16 protein-coding genes are annotated in these 19,387 nt (G+C 52.0%); 12 read left to right on the top strand and 4 right to left on the bottom strand.

Annotated features, from left to right (window positions below; translation table 11 throughout):
- Positions 1-89 precede the first annotated feature (89 nt).
- Positions 90-512 carry a hypothetical protein gene (locus ACFQ2I_RS13625; RefSeq protein WP_377564917.1) on the bottom strand — a complete coding sequence of 141 codons (423 nt, stop codon included), beginning with the start codon at positions 510-512 and terminating at the stop codon, positions 90-92.
- 161 nt (positions 513-673) lie between these two features.
- Positions 674-850, bottom strand: a complete 177-nt coding sequence (locus ACFQ2I_RS13620; protein ID WP_377564916.1) for a hypothetical protein — start codon at positions 848-850, stop codon at positions 674-676.
- Between the two features lie 317 nt (positions 851-1,167).
- Here ACFQ2I_RS13620 and ACFQ2I_RS13615 point away from each other — a divergent pair, with 317 nt between their 5' ends.
- The 9 genes from ACFQ2I_RS13615 (at position 1,168) to ACFQ2I_RS13575 (ending at position 14,458) form a co-directional block, all read left to right on the top strand.
- Complete coding sequence (locus ACFQ2I_RS13615; protein WP_377564915.1) at positions 1,168-2,529, top strand: cytochrome ubiquinol oxidase subunit I; 1,362 nt, start codon at positions 1,168-1,170, stop codon at positions 2,527-2,529.
- A gap of 30 nt (positions 2,530-2,559) precedes the next feature.
- Complete coding sequence (cydB, locus tag ACFQ2I_RS13610) at positions 2,560-3,576, top strand: cytochrome d ubiquinol oxidase subunit II (protein WP_377564914.1); 1,017 nt, start codon at positions 2,560-2,562, stop codon at positions 3,574-3,576.
- Between the two features lie 12 nt (positions 3,577-3,588).
- Positions 3,589-7,338, top strand: a complete 3,750-nt coding sequence (gene cydD / locus ACFQ2I_RS13605; protein ID WP_377564913.1) for a thiol reductant ABC exporter subunit CydD — start codon at positions 3,589-3,591, stop codon at positions 7,336-7,338.
- A gap of 154 nt (positions 7,339-7,492) precedes the next feature.
- Positions 7,493-8,050 carry a hypothetical protein gene (locus tag ACFQ2I_RS13600; RefSeq protein WP_377564912.1) on the top strand — a complete coding sequence of 186 codons (558 nt, stop codon included), beginning with the start codon at positions 7,493-7,495 and terminating at the stop codon, positions 8,048-8,050.
- A gap of 118 nt (positions 8,051-8,168) precedes the next feature.
- On the top strand, positions 8,169-9,251 hold the full coding sequence (gene hflK / locus ACFQ2I_RS13595) for an FtsH protease activity modulator HflK (RefSeq protein ID WP_377564922.1): 1,083 nt from the start codon (positions 8,169-8,171) through the stop codon (positions 9,249-9,251).
- The gene (gene hflC / locus ACFQ2I_RS13590; protein ID WP_377564911.1) at positions 9,248-10,114 is read left to right on the top strand and encodes a protease modulator HflC; all 867 of its coding nucleotides are present in this window, start codon (positions 9,248-9,250) and stop codon (positions 10,112-10,114) included. Before hflK ends, hflC begins: the two co-directional genes overlap by 4 nt.
- A gap of 132 nt (positions 10,115-10,246) precedes the next feature.
- Complete coding sequence (locus ACFQ2I_RS13585) at positions 10,247-11,026, top strand: YheC/YheD family protein (protein ID WP_377564910.1); 780 nt, start codon at positions 10,247-10,249, stop codon at positions 11,024-11,026.
- Positions 11,027-11,268: 242 nt separating this feature from the next.
- Positions 11,269-13,809 carry a beta-mannosidase gene (locus tag ACFQ2I_RS13580; protein ID WP_377564909.1) on the top strand — a complete coding sequence of 847 codons (2,541 nt, stop codon included), beginning with the start codon at positions 11,269-11,271 and terminating at the stop codon, positions 13,807-13,809.
- Between the two features lie 91 nt (positions 13,810-13,900).
- A complete protein-coding gene (locus ACFQ2I_RS13575; protein WP_377564908.1) occupies positions 13,901-14,458 on the top strand; it encodes a hypothetical protein in 558 nt (185 codons plus the stop codon).
- Positions 14,459-14,481: 23 nt separating this feature from the next.
- Here ACFQ2I_RS13575 and ACFQ2I_RS13570 read toward each other — a convergent pair whose 3' ends face one another.
- The gene (locus tag ACFQ2I_RS13570; protein ID WP_377564907.1) at positions 14,482-15,399 is read right to left on the bottom strand and encodes an ROK family protein; all 918 of its coding nucleotides are present in this window, start codon (positions 15,397-15,399) and stop codon (positions 14,482-14,484) included.
- Between the two features lie 256 nt (positions 15,400-15,655).
- Between ACFQ2I_RS13570 and ACFQ2I_RS13565 the strand changes: the two genes are divergently transcribed.
- Positions 15,656-16,933, top strand: coding sequence for an MFS transporter (locus ACFQ2I_RS13565; RefSeq protein WP_377564906.1), 1,278 nt, complete (start codon positions 15,656-15,658; stop codon positions 16,931-16,933).
- A 70-nt stretch (positions 16,934-17,003) separates the two neighbouring features.
- On the opposite strand, the gene ACFQ2I_RS13560 is transcribed toward ACFQ2I_RS13565, so the two are convergent.
- A complete protein-coding gene (locus ACFQ2I_RS13560; RefSeq protein ID WP_377564904.1) occupies positions 17,004-17,231 on the bottom strand; it encodes a 3-dehydroquinate dehydratase in 228 nt (75 codons plus the stop codon).
- A 295-nt stretch (positions 17,232-17,526) separates the two neighbouring features.
- Between ACFQ2I_RS13560 and ACFQ2I_RS13555 the strand changes: the two genes are divergently transcribed.
- A complete protein-coding gene (locus ACFQ2I_RS13555; RefSeq protein WP_377564902.1) occupies positions 17,527-18,294 on the top strand; it encodes a sugar phosphate isomerase/epimerase family protein in 768 nt (255 codons plus the stop codon).
- A gap of 21 nt (positions 18,295-18,315) precedes the next feature.
- Positions 18,316-19,341 (top strand): Gfo/Idh/MocA family protein, encoded by a 1,026-nt coding sequence (locus ACFQ2I_RS13550; RefSeq protein WP_377564901.1) that lies wholly within the window; start codon positions 18,316-18,318, stop codon positions 19,339-19,341.
- Positions 19,342-19,387: the final 46 nt, after the last annotated feature.

The raw sequence follows: 19,387 nt of genomic DNA, 5'->3' as shown, positions 1-19,387 counted from the left end.
GTAGCTGTTCCTTTGTAAACATTCCCATCGTGTTCTCCTGCCTCTCGTTGTCTACTTCTATAGTAGTCTGGTTTAGGAGTTTACACAATTTATTTTACAGTCCCTTCGATGCCTTCGAAAAATACAGGAAACATCCTATGAGGCATTAAGCAACTATCAAAATATTTCATGTTTGGCATACATGTAAACAACACGAGCAAGCGCTTGGGAACTTCTTCATTAACTTTTCGCCCAGCTGGCTTGTCCAACGTGTAGAAAACGCCGTTTTCTTTGATTAGATCTTTTCTCTTGAATAGTTCTTCTACAAATTCTCGTTTGTATAACTTTGATATATGATTGTCGTGGTAGTAATGTATATAGTCTTTTTTGAGTAATGATTTGTATATCTCGTATACTTTTGGATCTTTTCTTGCGATTTGTATTATATTTTGATCACTACCTGTATTGATTAAAATTCGTTTCTGATTTTTGAATTTTTCAGTATATAAATCATAAACTTTTTCATCTAACATCATGATCCTCCAGTAGATTTAATTGTTTGACTACATTATAGACTTAATTAAGAGAATAGAACAATAATAAACAAGAGGACCAAACTGCGACATAAGGGGCATCCTCACAATAGTGCTCTTACTTCTCAGTAGTAGTTAGTAAATACAAAAGTACCATGAATCTACAACACCCCCACCACAGGAGGGACTTCTTCTTTTTCTGTTCTGTCCTTCAGCAAAGCATTGAAAGCTACGGCAGAGCCTGCAGCAACTATAATTGCGGCAACCAAGGCAATGCGGTCTGCGTTTGAAGTCTGTGTTTTTGTTTGTGCTTTCCTTTTTTTTATAACGGCCTCCATTAATCATATTTCCAATAATGAATGAGGTTCCCACTTCGATACATTATATGTCTTCCTGGGTAATGGTGTAACCGGTGCACATCGTTCAACAAACGATTCAAAACGATCCTCTCAAATAAGAAAGGTCGGTCGGGCAACGTAGCGATCGGCCTTTTTGTGCTAGCTGCCCTCTCTGCATTACCTTCTCCAAGAAGTCGTTCTCGCCTGTCATATGCGATTCCTCACAATCCGTTCTGCATAGTGAAAAAAATCACAGACACTAACGCTCTCAACCCTTATTATTGGAAAACAGATGAGATGTGAAAGGAGTGGGTAGTGTGGAAGCAGTTGATTTAGCTAGATGGCAGTTCGGAATAACGACTATATATCACTTCCTGTTCGTGCCGCTGTCCATTGGCTTGGCTTATTTGATTGCAGTAATGCAGACCATGTATGTAGTGAAGAAGGATGATAAATTCAAGGAGATGGCGCAGTTCTGGGGGAAGATCTTCCTGCTCAACTTCGCGGTCGGCATCGTGACGGGCATTATGCAGGAATTCCAATTCGGTATGAACTGGGCCGACTATTCGCGGTTCGTAGGCGCTGTATTCGGCGGCCCGCTCGCCGTAGAGGCGCTCGTGTCGTTCTTCCTGGAGTCGACGTTCCTCGGCATATGGATATTCGGCTGGGATCGCCTGCCGAAGAAGGTGCATCTGGCCTGTATATGGCTGGTTGCGTTCGCAGCGACGCTGTCCGCCCTGTGGATTCTTAGCGCGAATTCCTTCATGCAGGAGCCTGTCGGCTATGAGATTGTGAACGGAAGAGCGGAGATGACTGACTTCTTCGCCCTGCTCGGCAACCCGCAGCTGTGGGTGGAGTTCCCGCACGTTATATTTGGTGCCTTATCGACCGGCGCACTGTTCGTGACGGGAATAAGTGCTTATCAGATCCTGCGCAAGCGACGTACGGATATGTTCAAGACTTCCTTCTCGATCGGCATTGTCGTCGCTCTGGTCTCGAGCTTGCTAACGGCGTTCGCAGGCCACGATCAGGCACAGCATCTGATGAGCTCGCAGCCGATGAAGATGGCCGCTTCCGAAGCGTTGTGGGAGACGAGCGGCGACAGCGCGCCATGGACGCTCATCGCTACGATTGATCCCGAGAAGCAGGAGAATGGCTTCCAGATTGACATTCCGTATGCGCTGAGCATTCTGGCCTATAACAAGCTGGAGGGCAAGGTGCCGGGTATGCTGGAGCTGCAGAAGGAATATGAGCAGAAGTATGGTCCTGGCGATTACATCCCACCTGTTCGCACGACGTTCTGGAGCTTCCGCATTATGGTAGGCGCAGGCATGCTTATGATTCTGCTCAGCCTCATCGGCACAGTTGCCGTGCTGCGCAACAAGCTGGACAATTACCGCCGTTACTTGAAGTGGATGACGCCGGCAATCGCGCTCCCCTTCATTGCCAATACCTCTGGCTGGATTATGACTGAAGTGGGACGCCAGCCGTGGATCGTGTTCGGATTGCAGAAGACGGAAGACGGCGTATCGCCGCTTGTGACACCGGGGATGGTTGCGACCTCTCTGATCGGTTTTACAGTTGTGTACGGCATATTGGCAGCAGTGTTTATTTATCTGGTCGTGCACACGGTTCGCAAGGATGGAAGCGCGGAGCCGAAGGTGGAGGCCGCACATTGAATGCATGTCATAAGGAGGGAGGAATAACCGATGTTTGAACTGGAGACGTTATGGTTCATTTTAATTACAGTATTGTTCGTTGGCTTTTTCTTTCTGGAAGGCTTCGACTTCGGCGTAGGTATGCTTACGCCGTTCCTGGGCAAGACGGATACGGAGCGCAGAGTGCTGATCAATACGATCGGCCCGTTCTGGGACGGCAACGAGGTATGGCTGATCACGGCAGGCGGAGCGATGTTCGCGGCCTTCCCGGAATGGTATGCGACACTGTTCAGCGGCTTCTATATGGCGCTGTTCCTCATGCTGCTGGCGTTGATCGGACGTGGTGTCGCCTTCGAGTTCCGAAGCAAGCTGGAGAATAAGAGATGGCGAGGCATCTGGGATGGAATCATCTGCGTAGGCAGTCTGCTGCCTCCATTGCTTTGGGGCGTGGCATTGGCGAATCTGATGAAGGGTGTGCCGGTCGATGCCAATAAAAACTATGTCGGAAGCTTCTGGGATCTCCTATCCGTCTATTCCTTGCTTGCAGGTGTGAGCATTGTGCTGCTGTTCTTGCTGCATGGCGCCTTGTTCCTTTCCTTGAAGACGGAAGGCGAGCTGCGGGAGCGCGCGCGCAAGGTAGCGCTTCGCATCGGCAAGTGGACGAGCGCGACGCTGCTGCTGTTCGTCGTGTTCAGTTACTTCGAGACGGATCTGTTCACGTCGAAGGGAATCAGTCCGGGCATGGTGCCGGTATTGGCGGGAATGGCCTTGCTGTCCGTTCACTTCTTTATTAAAGCGGGACGCGACGGCTGGGCATTCATTATGACCGGAGCGACGATTACACTGTCTACGATTACCGTATTTATGTCGATGTACCCGAACGTGATGATTTCTTCGCTGAATGAGGCATGGAACCTGACGATATACAACGCAGCCTCCAACGCCTATACACTGAAGGTGATGACGATTGTGGCATTGACGACATTGCCGTTCGTACTTGCTTACCAAGCCTGGACGTACTGGGTATTCCGCAAGCGCGTGACGGCAAGCGACCATTTGGATTACTAAGGGGGATGCCCCATGATGAAGAAGCTGATTCGCCAGTCGAAAGGCACCCGCAAGCTGTTCGCAGCCAGCATTCTATTCGGAGTCATCGGCGGCGCGATTATGATCACGGAAGCGATCTACTTGGCAGACGCTGTGAATGACGCGTTCCTTAATGGCTTCGGGCTGCAGGTCATCATGCCTGCCCTATATATGCTGCTGGCGCTTATAGCGGCCAGAGCTGTCGTTCACGGTATAGCGGAATATATGGCGGACCGCATGGCTGGCGGCATTAAGAGCGAGCTGCGCCTCCAGCTTGCGCGCAAGCTGACGGAGCTGGGACCGCAATATAGCAAGAGTGAACGGAGCGGCGAGCTGATCAGCACGGTATACGAAGGTGTCGAGCAACTGGAGACGTATCTGGCCAAGTATGTGCCGCAAGTGGCGATGTCCATGCTCATACCGGCAGCCGTCTTCTGCGTCGCCGCAGGCCTGGATACGATAACGGCGATCGTGTACGCCATTACTTTGCCGCTCTTGATCGTCTTCATGATTCTGATCGGCATTGCCGCGCAAGCGAAGACGGACCGTCAATTCAAGCTGCTGGGTAGGCTGGGCGGGCACTTCCATGAAGTGCTGCGCGGACTGCCGACGCTGAAAATATTCAACCGAAGCAGAGAGCAGATCGATATCATTTCACGCATCAGCGAGGAGCATCGCCGTTCAACAATGGGGACGCTTCGACTGGCGTTCCTGTCGGCATTCGTCATGGAACTGTTCGCCACGCTAAGCACAGCGATGGTTGCCGTCTTCCTCGGCGTTCGTCTGGTGGAAGGGGACATTGGCTTCCAGCATGCCTTCCTCGTGCTGTTGCTTACGCCGGAATTCTACGCGCCTGTCAGGGCGCTGGGCACGCAATTCCATGCAGGTCGCAACGGGATGGCAGCGGCGAAGCGGATCTTCGCTATTCTGGACACGGAGCCGCCAGGCCTTGTAGAGAAGGATGACGGCTTGCGTCTGGACAAAGGCGGGAGCGGCTATCGTATTGAGTTCCAAAACGTAACTGTGACGTATCCCGGCATGGATCGCCCCGCGCTCTCGAACTTGACCATGACACTTGAGCCCGGCGAGCGGATCGCTATTGTCGGAGCGACGGGCTCCGGCAAGAGCACTATACTGGACCTGCTACAAGGCTTCATCAAGCCTTCTGAAGGACGCATTCTTATGAATGGAGTGGAGCTATCGTCCTTGTCTCTGCAGTGGTGGCGCGGTGAATTGGCGGTTGTGCCGCAGAAGGTGCATCTGTTCCGCGGGACGGTCATGGACAATATTGCGCTCAGCTGTCCGGAAGCGGGAGAGAAGGAGATCATGGCGGCTGCGCGGGCGGCATGCGCCGACGCCTTCATTCAACAGCTGCCGAACGGTTATCATACTGTATTGACGGAATCCGTGCAGTTGTCGGGCGGTCAGGCACAGCGAATCGCAATGGCGAGAGCGCTGTTGCGCGACAGCCGGCTGCTGCTGATGGATGAGCCGACGTCAGGCCTCGATATTGCAAGTGAAGAGGCGCTGAAGAGCGGCATGGAGCTTATGATGAAGGAACGCATGTCCATTACGGTGGCGCATCGACTGGAGACGGTGCGCGATGCGGACCGGATTATCGTGCTGGCGGACGGGAAGCTGGCGGAAGCGGGCGCTCCTCGGGAGCTCATGCAGACCGGCGGATTATATGCCCGCATGCTGTCGGCTTATCGGCGGGAAGGGGAGATGATTGCCGATGGGTCTCTGCATCAAGGCGCTCAAGAGACTCTGTCCGATGCCGAACGACGTCTGGCCAGTGAGCAAGTGTCATCGGCATCGACCGGCTCCGCGAAGCTGTCGTCGTCACCGCGAGACAGCGGAATAGCACTGATGGCGATACAGAAGAACGAACATGCTAACGAAGCTGATGGCCAGCGACATCATTCTGCTTCTTCCGGCAACGCATTGCTTCGGTTGCTGCAATTTCTTCGTCCATACAAGTGGCGCACGCTGCTGGCCATTGTGCTGGGCTTCGCCGTTATCGGCGCCAATGTCGGATTGATGGGCACATCGGGGTATTTGATCGCGAAAGCGGCGCTGCGGCCCGAGACGATTCTGCTGCTCTACATTCCGATTGTTGGCGTCCGATTCTTCGGATTGTCCCGCGGCGTATTGCGATACCTTGAGCGGCTGGTCTCCCATGACCTGACCTTCCGGGTATTGCATCGAATACGGGTATGGCTGTACGAACGGCTGGAGCCGCGCGGCGCAGTGCTGCTGGAGCAGAGGCGAAGCGGAGATCTGCTCGGCTCTATCATCAGCGATGTGGATCAGCTGCAGAATCTGTACCTTCGTGTCATTGCGCCGCCGATCGTTGCTGCGCTTACGGTCATTCTCGGCTTCATCGTACTGGGCAGCCATGATATGCTGCTGGGCGTTGTGCTCGCCGGCATGCTTCTTCTTGCCGGAGCGCTTGTTCCGTGGATTAGCCATCGGTTCGGCCGCGAGAATGGAAGAGGGCTCGTGAAGTCCAGGGCGGAGATGTACACGGAGCTGTCGGACATCATGTCGGGCATGCCGGCGTTGTCACTGTACGGAAGGACGAATGATGCGCTGAATCGTGTGGAACGAATTCAAGGACAACTCGGCGCGCAGCAACAGAGACATTATATGATCTCGGCCTTTACGGGCGGATTCATGGTGTGGGCATCGCACCTCGCGATGTGGCTGGTGCTTGTGCTCGCTATACCGCTTGTCTCCTCCGGAACGATTCCCGGCTATGCGCTGCCTGCGCTCGTTATGATGACGCTGGCTTGCTTCGAGGCCATCATGCCCCTGCCGCAATCGTTCCAGCATTACGGTCAGACCGTATCCGCGGGAGAGCGGCTGTTCCGTATGGCAGAGGAATGGGAGAGCGCAGCGAAAGCAGGACGCGCAGGCGAAGAAGCAACGGAGAGTAGGGAGAATGATCAGCAGCGCGACAGCGAGCGCACGGAGCGCGTCGGGCGTATGCCATGGAGACTGCACGCCGCGAATCTGTCTTACAGTTATGGGATGAATGCTCCATATGCCCTTCGGGATGTCAGCTTGTCCTTGGCGCAAGGCCGTCAGATTGCGATAGTAGGTGAGAGCGGATCGGGCAAAAGCACATTGCTGCAGTTGCTTTTGAAGCTGCGTCCGCTGGATGAAGGGACTATCGTCATCGACGGCCGACCTGTCGAAGATTGGACGGAGCAGTCGCTTCGCGCGCAATTCGCCGTCGTGTCGCAGCATGTGCAGCTGTTCAACATGTCGGTAGCCGACAATTTGAAGCTCGGCAAGCAAGGGGCGACGACAGAGGAGCTTCACGCTGCCGCTCGGATGGCTAATATTCATGATACAATCATGGAGCTGCCGGATGGGTACGATTCGATGATTGGCGAGTGGGGAGAGCGGCTGTCCGGGGGAGAGCGGCAGCGGATCGCGCTCGCTCGCGCTCTGCTGATGGATGCTCCGGCCCTTCTGTTCGACGAGCCAGCTACGGGACTCGACCCGTTAACAGAGCAAGCGTTCCAGGAAGGCGTGCAGGAGCGGCTTAAGCATAAGGCTGTGCTCTGGATCACTCATCAATTGACGGGCATGGAGAAGATGGATGAGATCATTGTTCTGGATAAGGGCGTCATTGCAGAGCGGGGCACTCATAGCGAGCTACTGCAGCTGAAAGGCGCATACTTCCGCTTGTGGAAGCTGCAGAAGGACAGAGAACTCAGTCGAGTAAGCGCATAGCGGTCAAGCAAGGCGGTTCGGGAAGCAATCCCGGGCCGCCTTCGTTCTTTTGGCAGGGGGATACTTTTTCTAAAGGTCGAAAAGTTACATACACTGTTGTCGATTTACGGTATAATGTGATGGATATAATCATGAAGCAGGCGGAGGGATGGATGTGAAAAAGTTTATAGCGGGACTTCTGGCTGGAATCGGAATATGCGCAGCTACTACCGTGGTGGCTGCAGCAGTGAATGAGTATATGCTTACGAAAGCTTCTTATCCGATTTATGTAGACGGTTCCAAATATGCGGAGGATAAATGGCCCGTGTTAAATTACGAGGGCAACACGTATGTGCCGCTGGCGAAGTTCGGTGATTTGACTGGATTGGATTACGTATGGAACGATGAATTGCATCGGGTGGAAATATTCACGGAGCCGCCTCAGTTCTATAGCGACTATAACGGCGTTGTGCCCAACTTCGCGCATGTGGCGAACATCGACCATGGCAAGCGGGTGAGCATGTCGGATCGCAAGTCGGTCTACTATGTATATGACGCGGTGGACGCGACGGATGCCGCGATCGAGCAGTACATAGAGGTGCTGAAGAAGCAAGGATACTCATACAATAGTAAAAAGTCGGACGAGGATATCGATTACTATTCAAAAGACGGTCTTTCGGTGGGACTGACGATGCTCGGCTATGAATTTAACGTTGTGATTACGTCGGATTAATGCGACATGGGGAAAAGCTGAAATGAAGATGAAAAAAGTGTGACCAAACGATGGCTGATTCGTATTAGTCATTTGTGAGCAAGGCGATATACGAGGGGAGAGAGTGGAATTGAACTTCATGAATCAAGACCAACCGGGCGGCGAGCGTCAGAACAATAAGCCGCCGGAGTTGAAGCCCGGAACGGTGAAGAAATTGGTGATCGGGGTAGCGGCCGTTATTCTGCTATTTTATATCGGTACGTCATCGTTCTATACGGTGCAGGAGCAGGAGCGCGCCGCGATCTTGACGTTCGGCAAGTATACGCAGGAGACCAGCGCTGGATTGCACTTCAAATGGCCTTATCCCATACAGGATGTGAGAATCGTACCTGCGGAGTTAACGCAGAAAATTACGATCGGTTACCGTCAGAACGGCAATCAGATGATTCCGGTCGAAGACGAAGCGATGATGATTACCGGGGATGAGAACATCGTCTCGGCCGATGCGGTCGTAACCTGGAAGATTGAGAATATCCGCAATTATCTGCACAATATTCATAATCCGGAGCAATTCCTCCGCAATTCCGCCAGCGCATCCATCCGTTCCGTCATCGGCTCACAGAAGCTGGACTATGCGATAACCGATGGCAAGACCGCGATTCAGGACGAGGTGCGCAATCGCTTGATCGAACTTCAGAAGAAGTACGAGACAGGGATTCAGATTATTGACTTGAAGTTCCAGGACATCGAGCCGCCTAGCGGCGAGGTGGAAGAAGCATTCCGAGCCGTTACGAATGCGCGCGAGGAGAAGAACACGAAGGTCAATAACGCGAAGAAATACGAGAATGATCGTATTCCGAAGGCAAGAGGCGAAGCGCAGGCGCTAATCGAGCAAGCGGAAGCAGAGAAGAAGTCCCGTATTCTGAACGCCGAGGGCGACGTGGCGAAGTTCAATGCCATTTACACTGAATATGCGAAAAATCCTGGCGTCACGCAAGACCGCCTCATCCTGGAGACCTTGGAGAAGATAATGCCGAACGCGCAAATCTTCATCACAAATTCCGGAAGCGATACGGTCAATTACCTGCCGCTTAATGAGCTCCTGAATAAGCGCTCAGGCGGCGACACTGCAATTGCGCCAACACCGGCGCCGACGCCTCCTCCACAGCAGACGGCGGAAGGCGATGCCCAGCAAGGAAAGCAAGGAGATGACGCACGATGAAGACGAAACATTGGATAGCTGTTATAGGAGTAGTTCTATTCATCATTGTGGGCTCCGGCTCATTGTTTATCGTGAAGGAAGGCGAGTACAAGGTCGTGCTTCGGTTCGGCGAAGCGGTTCGGACGGTGAAGGAGCCTGGCTTGAACTTCAAAGTGCCGTTCATCGAGAACATATCTACGCTTCCGAAGTACCAGATGGCGTATGAGAATAGTCCGACACAGATTCTCACCAAGGATAAGAAGCCGATAATCGTAGACAACTATACGATCTGGCGGATCAAATCGCCCGAGAAGTTCATTCGGACTGTCCACAATGTAGGCGGCGGAATGGCTCGTATCGACGAGGCGGTATACAACTCGGTCAGACGTAAGCTGTCCGAGGTGAACTACGATAACATCATCAGCGAGAATACGGCTCGCGGCAATATTAACGATGAAATTACAGAAGACGTCAAGATTGCCTTGCAGCGCGACGATTACGGCATTGAAATTGTGGATGTCCGCATCAAGCGCACGGACTTGCCGGATAGCAACAAGCAGAGCGTATACAATCGGATGATCTCGGATCGTCAGTCGATGGCGGCTCGTTATCTGTCCGAGGGGGATGAGGAATCCCGTAAAATCACTTCCAAGGCGGACCGCACAGCGAAGGAATTGATTGCGCAAGCGGAAGCCGATTCCAAGAAGATTATTGCGGAAGGCGAGCAGCAAGCGGCGAAGATTTACAATGACGCTTACGGCAAGGATTCGCAGTTCTACAGCCTGTACCGTACGCTGGAGAGCTATATCGTGACGATGAACAACGAGCCTGTCATTATGCTGCCGATCGAATCGCCTTATGCAAGAATCCTGATGGGCGAGTAGCACCGTTAAAACGTGCTCAGTGGCTGTTACGACTTGCCAATCTATTAAACTCGCAAAATATGCTTCTATCTATAGTTAGTCGTACAAGTGGGACAGGATTCCCTCACATACAGTATGGTGAGGTGAATCCTAGTGTCCAGGAAAAACTATGCCAGTCGCACGATAAGAGGCAAGCTTAAGGTATGCCGATATTTGCAGGCTGACAGTGCGCTCAGGCAATACGTTCCGAATACCGTCTCTTTTAACAGATCCAATCTGGAATCGATGGCTGCTCGCTACTCCGCTTTATTCGTGAAGCCGGATGTCGGATCGCTTGGCCTAGGGATATGCAAGGTGATTCGGAGTAATTCGGGCTATACGTTGAAGGAAATAGCGGGCAAGCGGCAGAAGAAGCGCTCCTATAGCTCTATCGGAGGCGTGTACAATCGTATTGCTGCGCAGAAGTCGGGCCCGATGATTATTCAGCAGGGAATTAAACTGGCGACGGTGAACAATCGTCCGTACGATATTCGCGTAATGGTGCAGCGCAAGCCTGGCAGGTCGTGGACGGTTACCGGCCATATGGTGAAGGTGGGAGCTGCCGGGAAGATCGTAACGAACTACTTCCAGGGAGGCACGATTTATACGATCGGCAAGCTTAATCATCAGCTTGGTCTGTCGGAGGAAGAAGGAGCGCAGCGTACGGCGAAGCTTTCGTCGATCGCGCTCCAGATGTCTAGATTGCTGAGCAAGAAGAGAAGCGGCATGCATGAGATGGGAATCGATCTTGCGATTGACAACAGCGGCCGCATATGGGTGCTGGAGGTCAACTCTAATCACCCGCAATTTCATCCGCTCAAGGCACTGGACCGCAATGCCTATCGAAAAATGAAAGAATATGCACGTTCATACGGAAGGCATGCGGCGAAGTGATGCGGTATGTCGTTAGCTGTCATGAAAGTAGCTATGCTGCTTTTATGACAGTTTTTTTATGTATAGAAAATTATTAAGTATCGGGGTAATTTGCGTCTGAATAGAATCGAGGTAAAAATCACTTTGTGCAACATAACAACACAATAACAAAACTAACAAAAATAAATAACAAAATCTAATGGAACATGATACAATGTGGGGGAAAGGTCTAACGTTTAATGCGTAATGGGAGGATGAAAACGATGATTGTGAAAGCGCTACATGAAGGATGGAAATTCAGATCGGGAGATGGGGAAGATTGGCTGCCGGCACAGGTTCCGGGCTGCGTACATATGGACTTGCTGCGGAACGGGAGCATTGCTGATCCGTTCTATGGCACCAATGAACGGGAGATGCAATGGATAGACAAGCAGGATTGGGAGTATGCAACTGTATTTGATGTGGAGGATGAGTTAGGGAATGCTTCAAGAGCCGAACTTGTATTCGACGGGTTGGATACGTATGCGAACGTTTATCTGAACGACAGACATATTCTGTCTGCCGATAATATGTTCCGCGGCTGGCGGATGGACGTGAAGCCGCATCTGAAGCAGGGAAGCAACACGTTAGTTGTGAAGTTTCGTTCGCCGATCGCCGAGGATCTGCCCAAGCTGGAGCAGCTTGGTTATGCGCTTCCAGCCGGCAACGACCAGTCGGAGGTGGGGGGGCTTGGCGACAAGCGGGTAAGTGTCTTCGCAAGGAAAGCCCCTTATCATTATGGCTGGGATTGGGGGCCGCGCTTCGTCACCAGCGGCATATGGCGGGAAGTGAGGCTGGAAGTGTGGAGTCATTGCCGGATTAATGATCTCTACATCCGTCAGGATGAAGTGAACACGGCTGAAGCACGGATATGCGGTATCGTGGAGATTGAAGCGGAAGCATCTTACGCGGGCAAGCTGAAGCTTGCCACGAATGGTCTCTGCTGGGAGAGAGACGTACAGCTGGTTCCGGGCATGAATGTTCTGGAGCTGCCAGCTGTCATTGCCGAGCCGAGACTATGGTGGTGCAGAGGATTGGGCGATCCCCATTTGTATCGGTTCGAGGCGTCGTTCGAAGCGGAAGGCGTGCCGGCAGCTTCGCTTGCGGCAATTGTCGGGTTGCGTTCGGCGAAGCTGATAAGAGAGAAGGACTCACATGGTACCTCGTTCTATGTAGAACTGAACGGTATTCCCGTATTTGCAAAAGGAGCCAATCACATCCCGAACGACAGCTTCGTCACTGAAGTGACTCGCGAGCGGTATCGTCATGAAATTGAGAGCGCTGTAAGAGCGAATATGAATATGCTTCGCGTGTGGGGTGGCGGCATCTATGAAGCTAGTGACTTCTATGAGCTATGTGATCAGTACGGCATCATGGTATGGCAGGATTTCATGTTCGCCTGCAGTATGTACCCTGGCGATGAGGACTTCTTCCGCAGCATTCGTGAGGAGGCGATATACAACGTAAGACGGTTGCGCAATTATGCCAGCGTTGTGCTGTGGTGCGGCAACAATGAGATCGATACGGCCTGGGCGCAATATAACGAGTCGGCGGGCTGGGGCTGGAAGCAACAATATACGGCCGAGCAGAGGGAGCAGCTGTGGCAGGATTACGAAGAAATATTCCATCGCTTATTGCCCGATGCAGTCGCCTCCCACTCACAAGGCATTGACTACTGGCCGTCTTCGCCGATGCAGGCGCTTACAGGTGATACTACCCAGCATGCTACCGACCAATCCACCAGCGGAGACATTCATTATTGGGGCGTATGGCATGGCGAGGAGCCGTTCGAGAATTATAATGTGAAGGTCGGCCGCTTCATGAGCGAATACGGCTTCCAGTCATTCCCGGAATATAAGACGGTACGGTCGTATGCGGAAGTGGGCGATATGGAGCTGGAGTCGGAGGTCATGAAGGCGCATCAACGCAATCCTGCGGGCAATCGACTTATTAAGGAGTATATGGACCGCTACATGAAGCAGCCGAAGGACTTCCCCGCGTTCCTGTACTTGAGCCAGATGCTGCAGGCGGAAGCGATGAAGATGGCGTTCGAAGCGCATCGCCGCCGCAGAGGCTACTGCATGGGGACGCTGTATTGGCAAATGAATGATTGCTGGCCTGTAGCCTCGTGGGCAGGCATCGATTATTACGGCCGCTGGAAAGCAACGCATTATTTTGCCGCCCAGTCCTTCAAGGATCAGATGGTGTCGATCGACGGTACGGATGAGTCGGAGGTGCGGTTGTATGTGTTGAACGATGCGGCCGAGCGGCTTCACGGAAAGGTGGAGGCGGCGGTCTACAGTTTCGCTGGCGAGCTGTTGGGACGGTATGAGCTGGAGGCGTCTGTGTCTGCTGGAAGTGCGGAGAAGACTGCAGTATGGACCGTGCAGGAGCTTGCAGGGGGAAGGGAACAATCAGCCGTATTGGTAGTCACGTTGTTCGTAGACGGAGAAGCTCTTGATACCAAGATGCATTACTTCGTATCGGCCCAGGAAATGGCGTTAAGCAATCCGCGCATCCAGGCTAATGTAGTGGAGGCGAGTGACGGCTCTCGGATTACGCTGGTAAGCGAATCGCTGGCCAAGGGCGTGTGGTTGTCTTCGGAGAAGGAAGGCGTCTTCACGGACAACTACTTCGATCTGCTCCCCGGCAAGCCGGTGACGGTGCAGTTTCTGGAGAGGAGCGACGGCGAAGAAGCAGCATTCACGGCGGCCGATCCGGGCAAGCTCGAAGTGTCGTCCATGTACGACTATATCATGAAGTAAGCTGTGAATGAAACAATCGACGGGTGGATTGGATCGGTGTTGGGCAGTAGTCTCTGCCCGCCCCTGACTATATGGGACTTCTGGAGCTAGAGTGTATGAGGCATACACAAAAAGCGCACATCCGAGGCTATTTGGAGCTGGAGTGTATGAGGCATACACAAAAAGCGCACATCCGAGGCTATTTGGAGCTGGAGTGTATGAGGCATACACAAAAAGCGCACATCCGAGGCTATTTGGAGCTGGAATGTATGAGGCATACACAAAAAGCGCACATCCGAGGCTAACTGGAGCTGGAATGTATGAGGCATACACAAAAAGCGCACATCCGAGGCTATTTGGAGCTGGAGTGTATGAGGCATACACAAAAAACGCACATCCGAGGCTAACTGGAGCTGGAGTGTATGAGGCATACACAAAAAGCGCACATCCGAGGCTATTTGGAGCTGGAATGTATGAGGCATACACAAAAAGCGCACATCCGAGGCTAACTGGAGCTGGAGTGTATGAGGCATACACAAAAAGCGCACATCCGAGGCTAACTGGAGCTGGAGTGTATGAGGCATACCCAAAAAGTGCACATCCGCGGCTAACTGGAGCTGGAGTGTATGAGGCAGAATTGTGTCAGAACGAAGAAGGCGGCAGACCCTGAGCAGGGCTGCCGCCTTCTTGCGATTAATAAGGTTGTTGAATTAGCGCTGCGGCGCCGATAAGGCCCGCATTCTGTTGCAATTGCGCCGGTACGATAGCCGTCTCCCGACCGGACGGGTTCAAGGCATGCTTCGCTACATATGCTCTTACGGCTGAGAACAGCGGCTCCCCTACTTGCGATACGCCTCCTCCGATTACAATCTTCGCAGGATCGAGCAAGTTGATTAAGGAGACGCAGCCCATACCAATGTATGTGTACACACGTTCTGTAAGCTTCGACATAGCGGGATCGCCTGCGGCTGCGAGTTCGAACACTTCCTTGGTGGACACTTGCCGACCAACAATCTCCGATGCGGATCTGGCGATCGCTGTGCCGGAAGCGATCTGCTCCCAGTAGCCGGATGGCTCATCCTGTACGACGTCGCCTTGTGGATGGACGAACATGAAGCCCGCATCACCCGTATTGCCGGTATTGCCCGTGATGAGCTTGCCATGCAGATAGATGCCGGCTCCTATGCCGGTGCTGATCGTAATGAAGACGAAGTGCTCGCTGTCCTGCGCAGCCCCGACCCACTTCTCAGCCAGTGTGGCAGCCGTAGCGTCATTCTCCATCTTCACCGGCAACGACAGCTGCTCTTTAAGCTCCGCTACAACGGGGTATCCCCACCAGCTTTTCAGATTGGGAGGGCAGGTGAGAACGCCTTTCTTTGTATTTAATGGTCCAGGAGCCCCGACGCCGACGCCTTTAAGCGATGTGTGAGCAATTCCCTGTTCATCTGCCAAGCGACGCACCTCGTTGGCCGCTTTTCCCAGCATTTCTTTCGGTGTAAGGGTCAGATCTGTTTTCAACGTGCTCTGTGCAAGCACGGTTCCTTGTTCATCGATCAATCCGATTGCAATTTTTGTACCGCCTATATCAATTCCTGCAGCAATACGATTCAAGCTCAATTCCTCCTGATGGTGAAGTGATGGTACGTTACTTCCGTCATGACAAGTCTAACATATTCATGTCCCATATACCACGCTAATCCATGCTGATGATGAACGGTTAAGGGTGGGAATGATCTAATTTTGATCATATACAGATGTGAAGCAGTATAGTAATATCCTATCGAATGAGCAGCGAGAGAGGATTCTTTGCACATGCAAAGGGTCCTCTCTCGTCCATTACGACATCATGATAAAGAGGGTATGAAGGATGCCGCGCGCAAAAAGACCGGGATCACAGATGGTGCGATATGGAATGCCGATGACAGCAAGAGTTCTCAGGAATGCCCGAATTGATCTCGGAGCATCATGCTTGTTCGGTTTGTTTAATGTCGTCATGAATCAATTTTACATTGCGTTTGCTATTCAGCAGGGGGCTACCAATTTGCAGGTCGGCTTACTCTCTGCGGCGCCTGCCGTAGGACTGATCTTCTCCCCGCTATGGGCAAGTCTGATGGAGAAGGCCGGCAAGCCGAAAGCTTTCTTTATTATTCCCAATGCGGTAGGCAGATTGCTCATTCTTCTTCCCGCCATATATGGCGTTCCAGCGGCATATGTAACGGCAGCTATCGCATATCAGCTGCTGATGGGCATTCAAGCGCCTGCGTATGCGGCCCTTGTGTCGAAGATGTATCCGGCGGATATTCGCGGCAGGCTAATGGGCTATGTACGAGGCGCGATGGGTCTGCTCATGATCCCGCTCGCTTATGTGGTCGGCAGCTGGTCTGACGCATTCGGCCCTTCAGGTCCGCTTGTTGCCGCTTCTATAGCGGGATTTCTATCCATTAGTTGGTTCAATACGATCAAGCTGTCGAAGAAGAAGGGGAATCTTCCGGCATCTGAGCAGGACGATCATAAAGTCCGAAAGCGTCGTGGCAGGATCGCATTCCAGGAGCAATGGGAGTTGATCCGTACGAATCGGACGCTTGCCGTCTTCTTAATCGCAACCACTTTCGCGGGATTCGGCAATATGCTGGCTTATCCGCTCTATCAGATTATTCAGGTAGAGGTGTTGGAGCTATCCAACGTGCAGATCGGCTACGCCCGTGTTGCTTATTTCGTGGCGCTGCTCGTTACCTTCTGGATAGCGGGGCTGATGCTGGACCGGTTTCCGATCAAGCATACATTGCTCATAGGCATTGGAGCTTATGCTGTCGTTCCCTTGCTGTATGGGGCTTGGGGCACATACTCAGCCGTCATCGTTGGGAATTTCGTACAGGGGGTTGGGGAAGCTATTTGGGATATCGGCATTTTGGCTTTTGTGTTCCGTCTTGTCCCGGGGCGGGAAGCGATGGTGTTCGGCATTCACTTGATGATTTTCGGCATTCGGGGCACGCTCGGACCGATTATCGGGACTGCTTTGACCGGCAGCGTCTCTTTAAGCGCCTTGCTTCTGTTTGCCTCCTTATGCGGCTGGATCGGTACGCTCGTCTTTCTGCTTGGCAATAAGGAAGGGAAGCTTCCCAGAAGGGCTATCGTCTCCAAATAATATAGAAGAGGATCATTCTCAGTGGGCCGCAACGCGGCGGAGAATGATCCTCTTCTTTTTATATACGACATTAATATAAGGAGATCGTCAGCGTATCCCTTTCATAAAGGGAGTGCAGCGTCGCTTCGCTGCCAATGATTTCGACGCTAATAAGTGTAGAAAGACATTTCTTTAACGCGTTTTTACCTGTCATAAGCTTGCGGTTAAGGACGGATGCAAGCTTGTCCAGCGCCGTCTTGTTTGTATCTGTCATATAGACGGGTATGCTTTTATTTTGGAAGATCAGTGTGGTTTTCATCTCTTTTTTCCTCCATCTCCGTATGGATTTACTCGAGTATAGCTGACAAATATTAAATCATTATTAAAAAATAATGATCATAACGTTACAATTTTGTGCGATTTGTGATGTATACGCGACAACCTCGCATTGGTTGCATGAAAATTGGAGGGAAATGCAATAAAAATATAGCCGGAAGACAAAATCGCATAAGAATAAGCTAATAATCCAACTTTTTTTGGGCGTCGCATTCGCTATACTGAAAGGGGTAATGGAAAAGCTGCCTTCATTATATGAAACGGGGAGTGCTGCGAAAATGAATCGAATGGGAATTGGCTTGCAGATGTATACGTTACGCGATAATACGGCTGCTGATTTTGAGGGCACACTACGCGAAGTTGCGGCAATGGGATACGAAGGCGTAGAGTTCGCCGGATATGGAGACATAGAAGCCGAGCGGATGCGAGACTTGCTGCAAGAGCTGAATCTGAAAGCGATTGGCAGTCATATTAGCTTGAAGTCGCTGGAAGACAACTTGGAGGGCGAGATTAGCTACTTGAAGACAATTGGCGCAAAGTATGCCATATGTCCGTGGATGCCTGTCGAAGCTCGTGAAGCGGAAGCTTGGAAAGCCAATATCGATAAGTTCATGGCGATCGGCAAGCGCTTGAATGAAGAAGGCATTGTCTTCGCTTATCATAATCATGAATTCGAGTTTCAAGTGGAGCTGGACGGCGAGATGGTGTTCGATGCTCTCTATGCGCGTATTGCGCCGCAATATCTGCAAGTGGAGATGGATATCGGCTGGGTGCAATATGCCGGAATAGACCCGCTGCAATATATTGCGAAGTATGCAGGCAGACTGCCTCTTCTTCACCTGAAAGACTTCCTCAAAGGCGATTCCGACAGCGCTATCGATACAGTGGAGCTGGGTAGAGGCGATCTTCAACTGTTGCCTATTATCGATGCGGCATCGAAGGCTTCGGTAGAATGGCTGATCGTGGAGCAGGACCGGTGTGCGAATCCGCCGCTGGAGTCTGTCGCCGAAAGCATCGCATGGTTGAAAGAAAATTACTTAAAATAGAGCAAAGGAGCAAATAAATCTATGTCTAAATTGAAAGTAGCAGTTATCGGATGCGGTTCCATCTCCAGACATCGCCACATCCCGGAGTATGCAGCAAATGCCAATGTTGAGCTGGTTGCCTTCGTGGACCCGGTTATTGAACGCGCACAAGCTTATGCCGAGCAGCATGGCGGAAAGGCTTATGCCGATTATGAGACGATGCTGGCGGAAGTCAAGCCTGACGCGGTAAGTGTATGTACACCGAATGCAGTTCATGCACCGGCTAGCATTGCTGCTGCCAAGGCAGGCGCTCATGTGCTGGTAGAGAAGCCGATGGCAGTAACGGATGAGGAAGCGGAAGCGATGATTATTGCGGCGAAGGAGAACGGTATTCATCTGATGGTCGGGCACAATCAGCGCTTCATGCCTCCGCATGTGAAGGCGAAGCAAATTCTGAAGTCCGGCGTGCTGGGCAAAGTGCTGACATTCCGGACTTCCTTCGGTCATCCCGGACCGGACGGCTGGAGCGTCGATGGAGCTAACAGCTGGTTCTTCCGTAAGGAAGAAGCTATTATGGGCGCAATGGGTGATCTTGGCGTTCATAAGTCTGATCTGATTCGGTGGTTGCTGGAGGATGAAGTCGCTGAGATCGGCGCGTTCGTAGGAACTCTGCATAAGCAAGGCACCGATGTGGACGACAATGCTTCATGTATTCTTCGCATGAAGAGCGGCGCGATCGGCACGCTTGTTGCCAGCTGGACCTATTATAAAGGCGAGGACAACAGCACGATTCTGTGGTGCGAGAATGGCGTGATGAAAATTGGCACGCATCCGGACGACCAGGTCATTGTAGAGCTGCGTAACGGCACGGTGGAGAGACATAAAGTAGGCGCAATCTCCACGAACGAGAAGCAATTGTCCAGCGAAGTGATCAACGCTTTTGTCAACGGCATCTTGAGCGGCGGAGAGCCGGCGGTATCAGGAGAAGAGGGACGCGCTTCCTTGAAAGTGATTCTGTGCGCATTCGAATCTCAGGCTTCCGGGAAGTTTATCACTGTAAACGAGTAAATGAAATCAATGGCATGTGAGTCCTCAGACGAAGCTCTGAGGGCTT

Source organism: Paenibacillus chungangensis (assembly GCF_042675905.1).
Classification (GTDB): Bacteria; Bacillota; Bacilli; order Paenibacillales; family Paenibacillaceae; genus Pristimantibacillus; species Pristimantibacillus chungangensis.
Note: the sequence above shows the minus strand (reverse complement) of the source record. Positions and strands in the feature narration are given on the sequence as shown.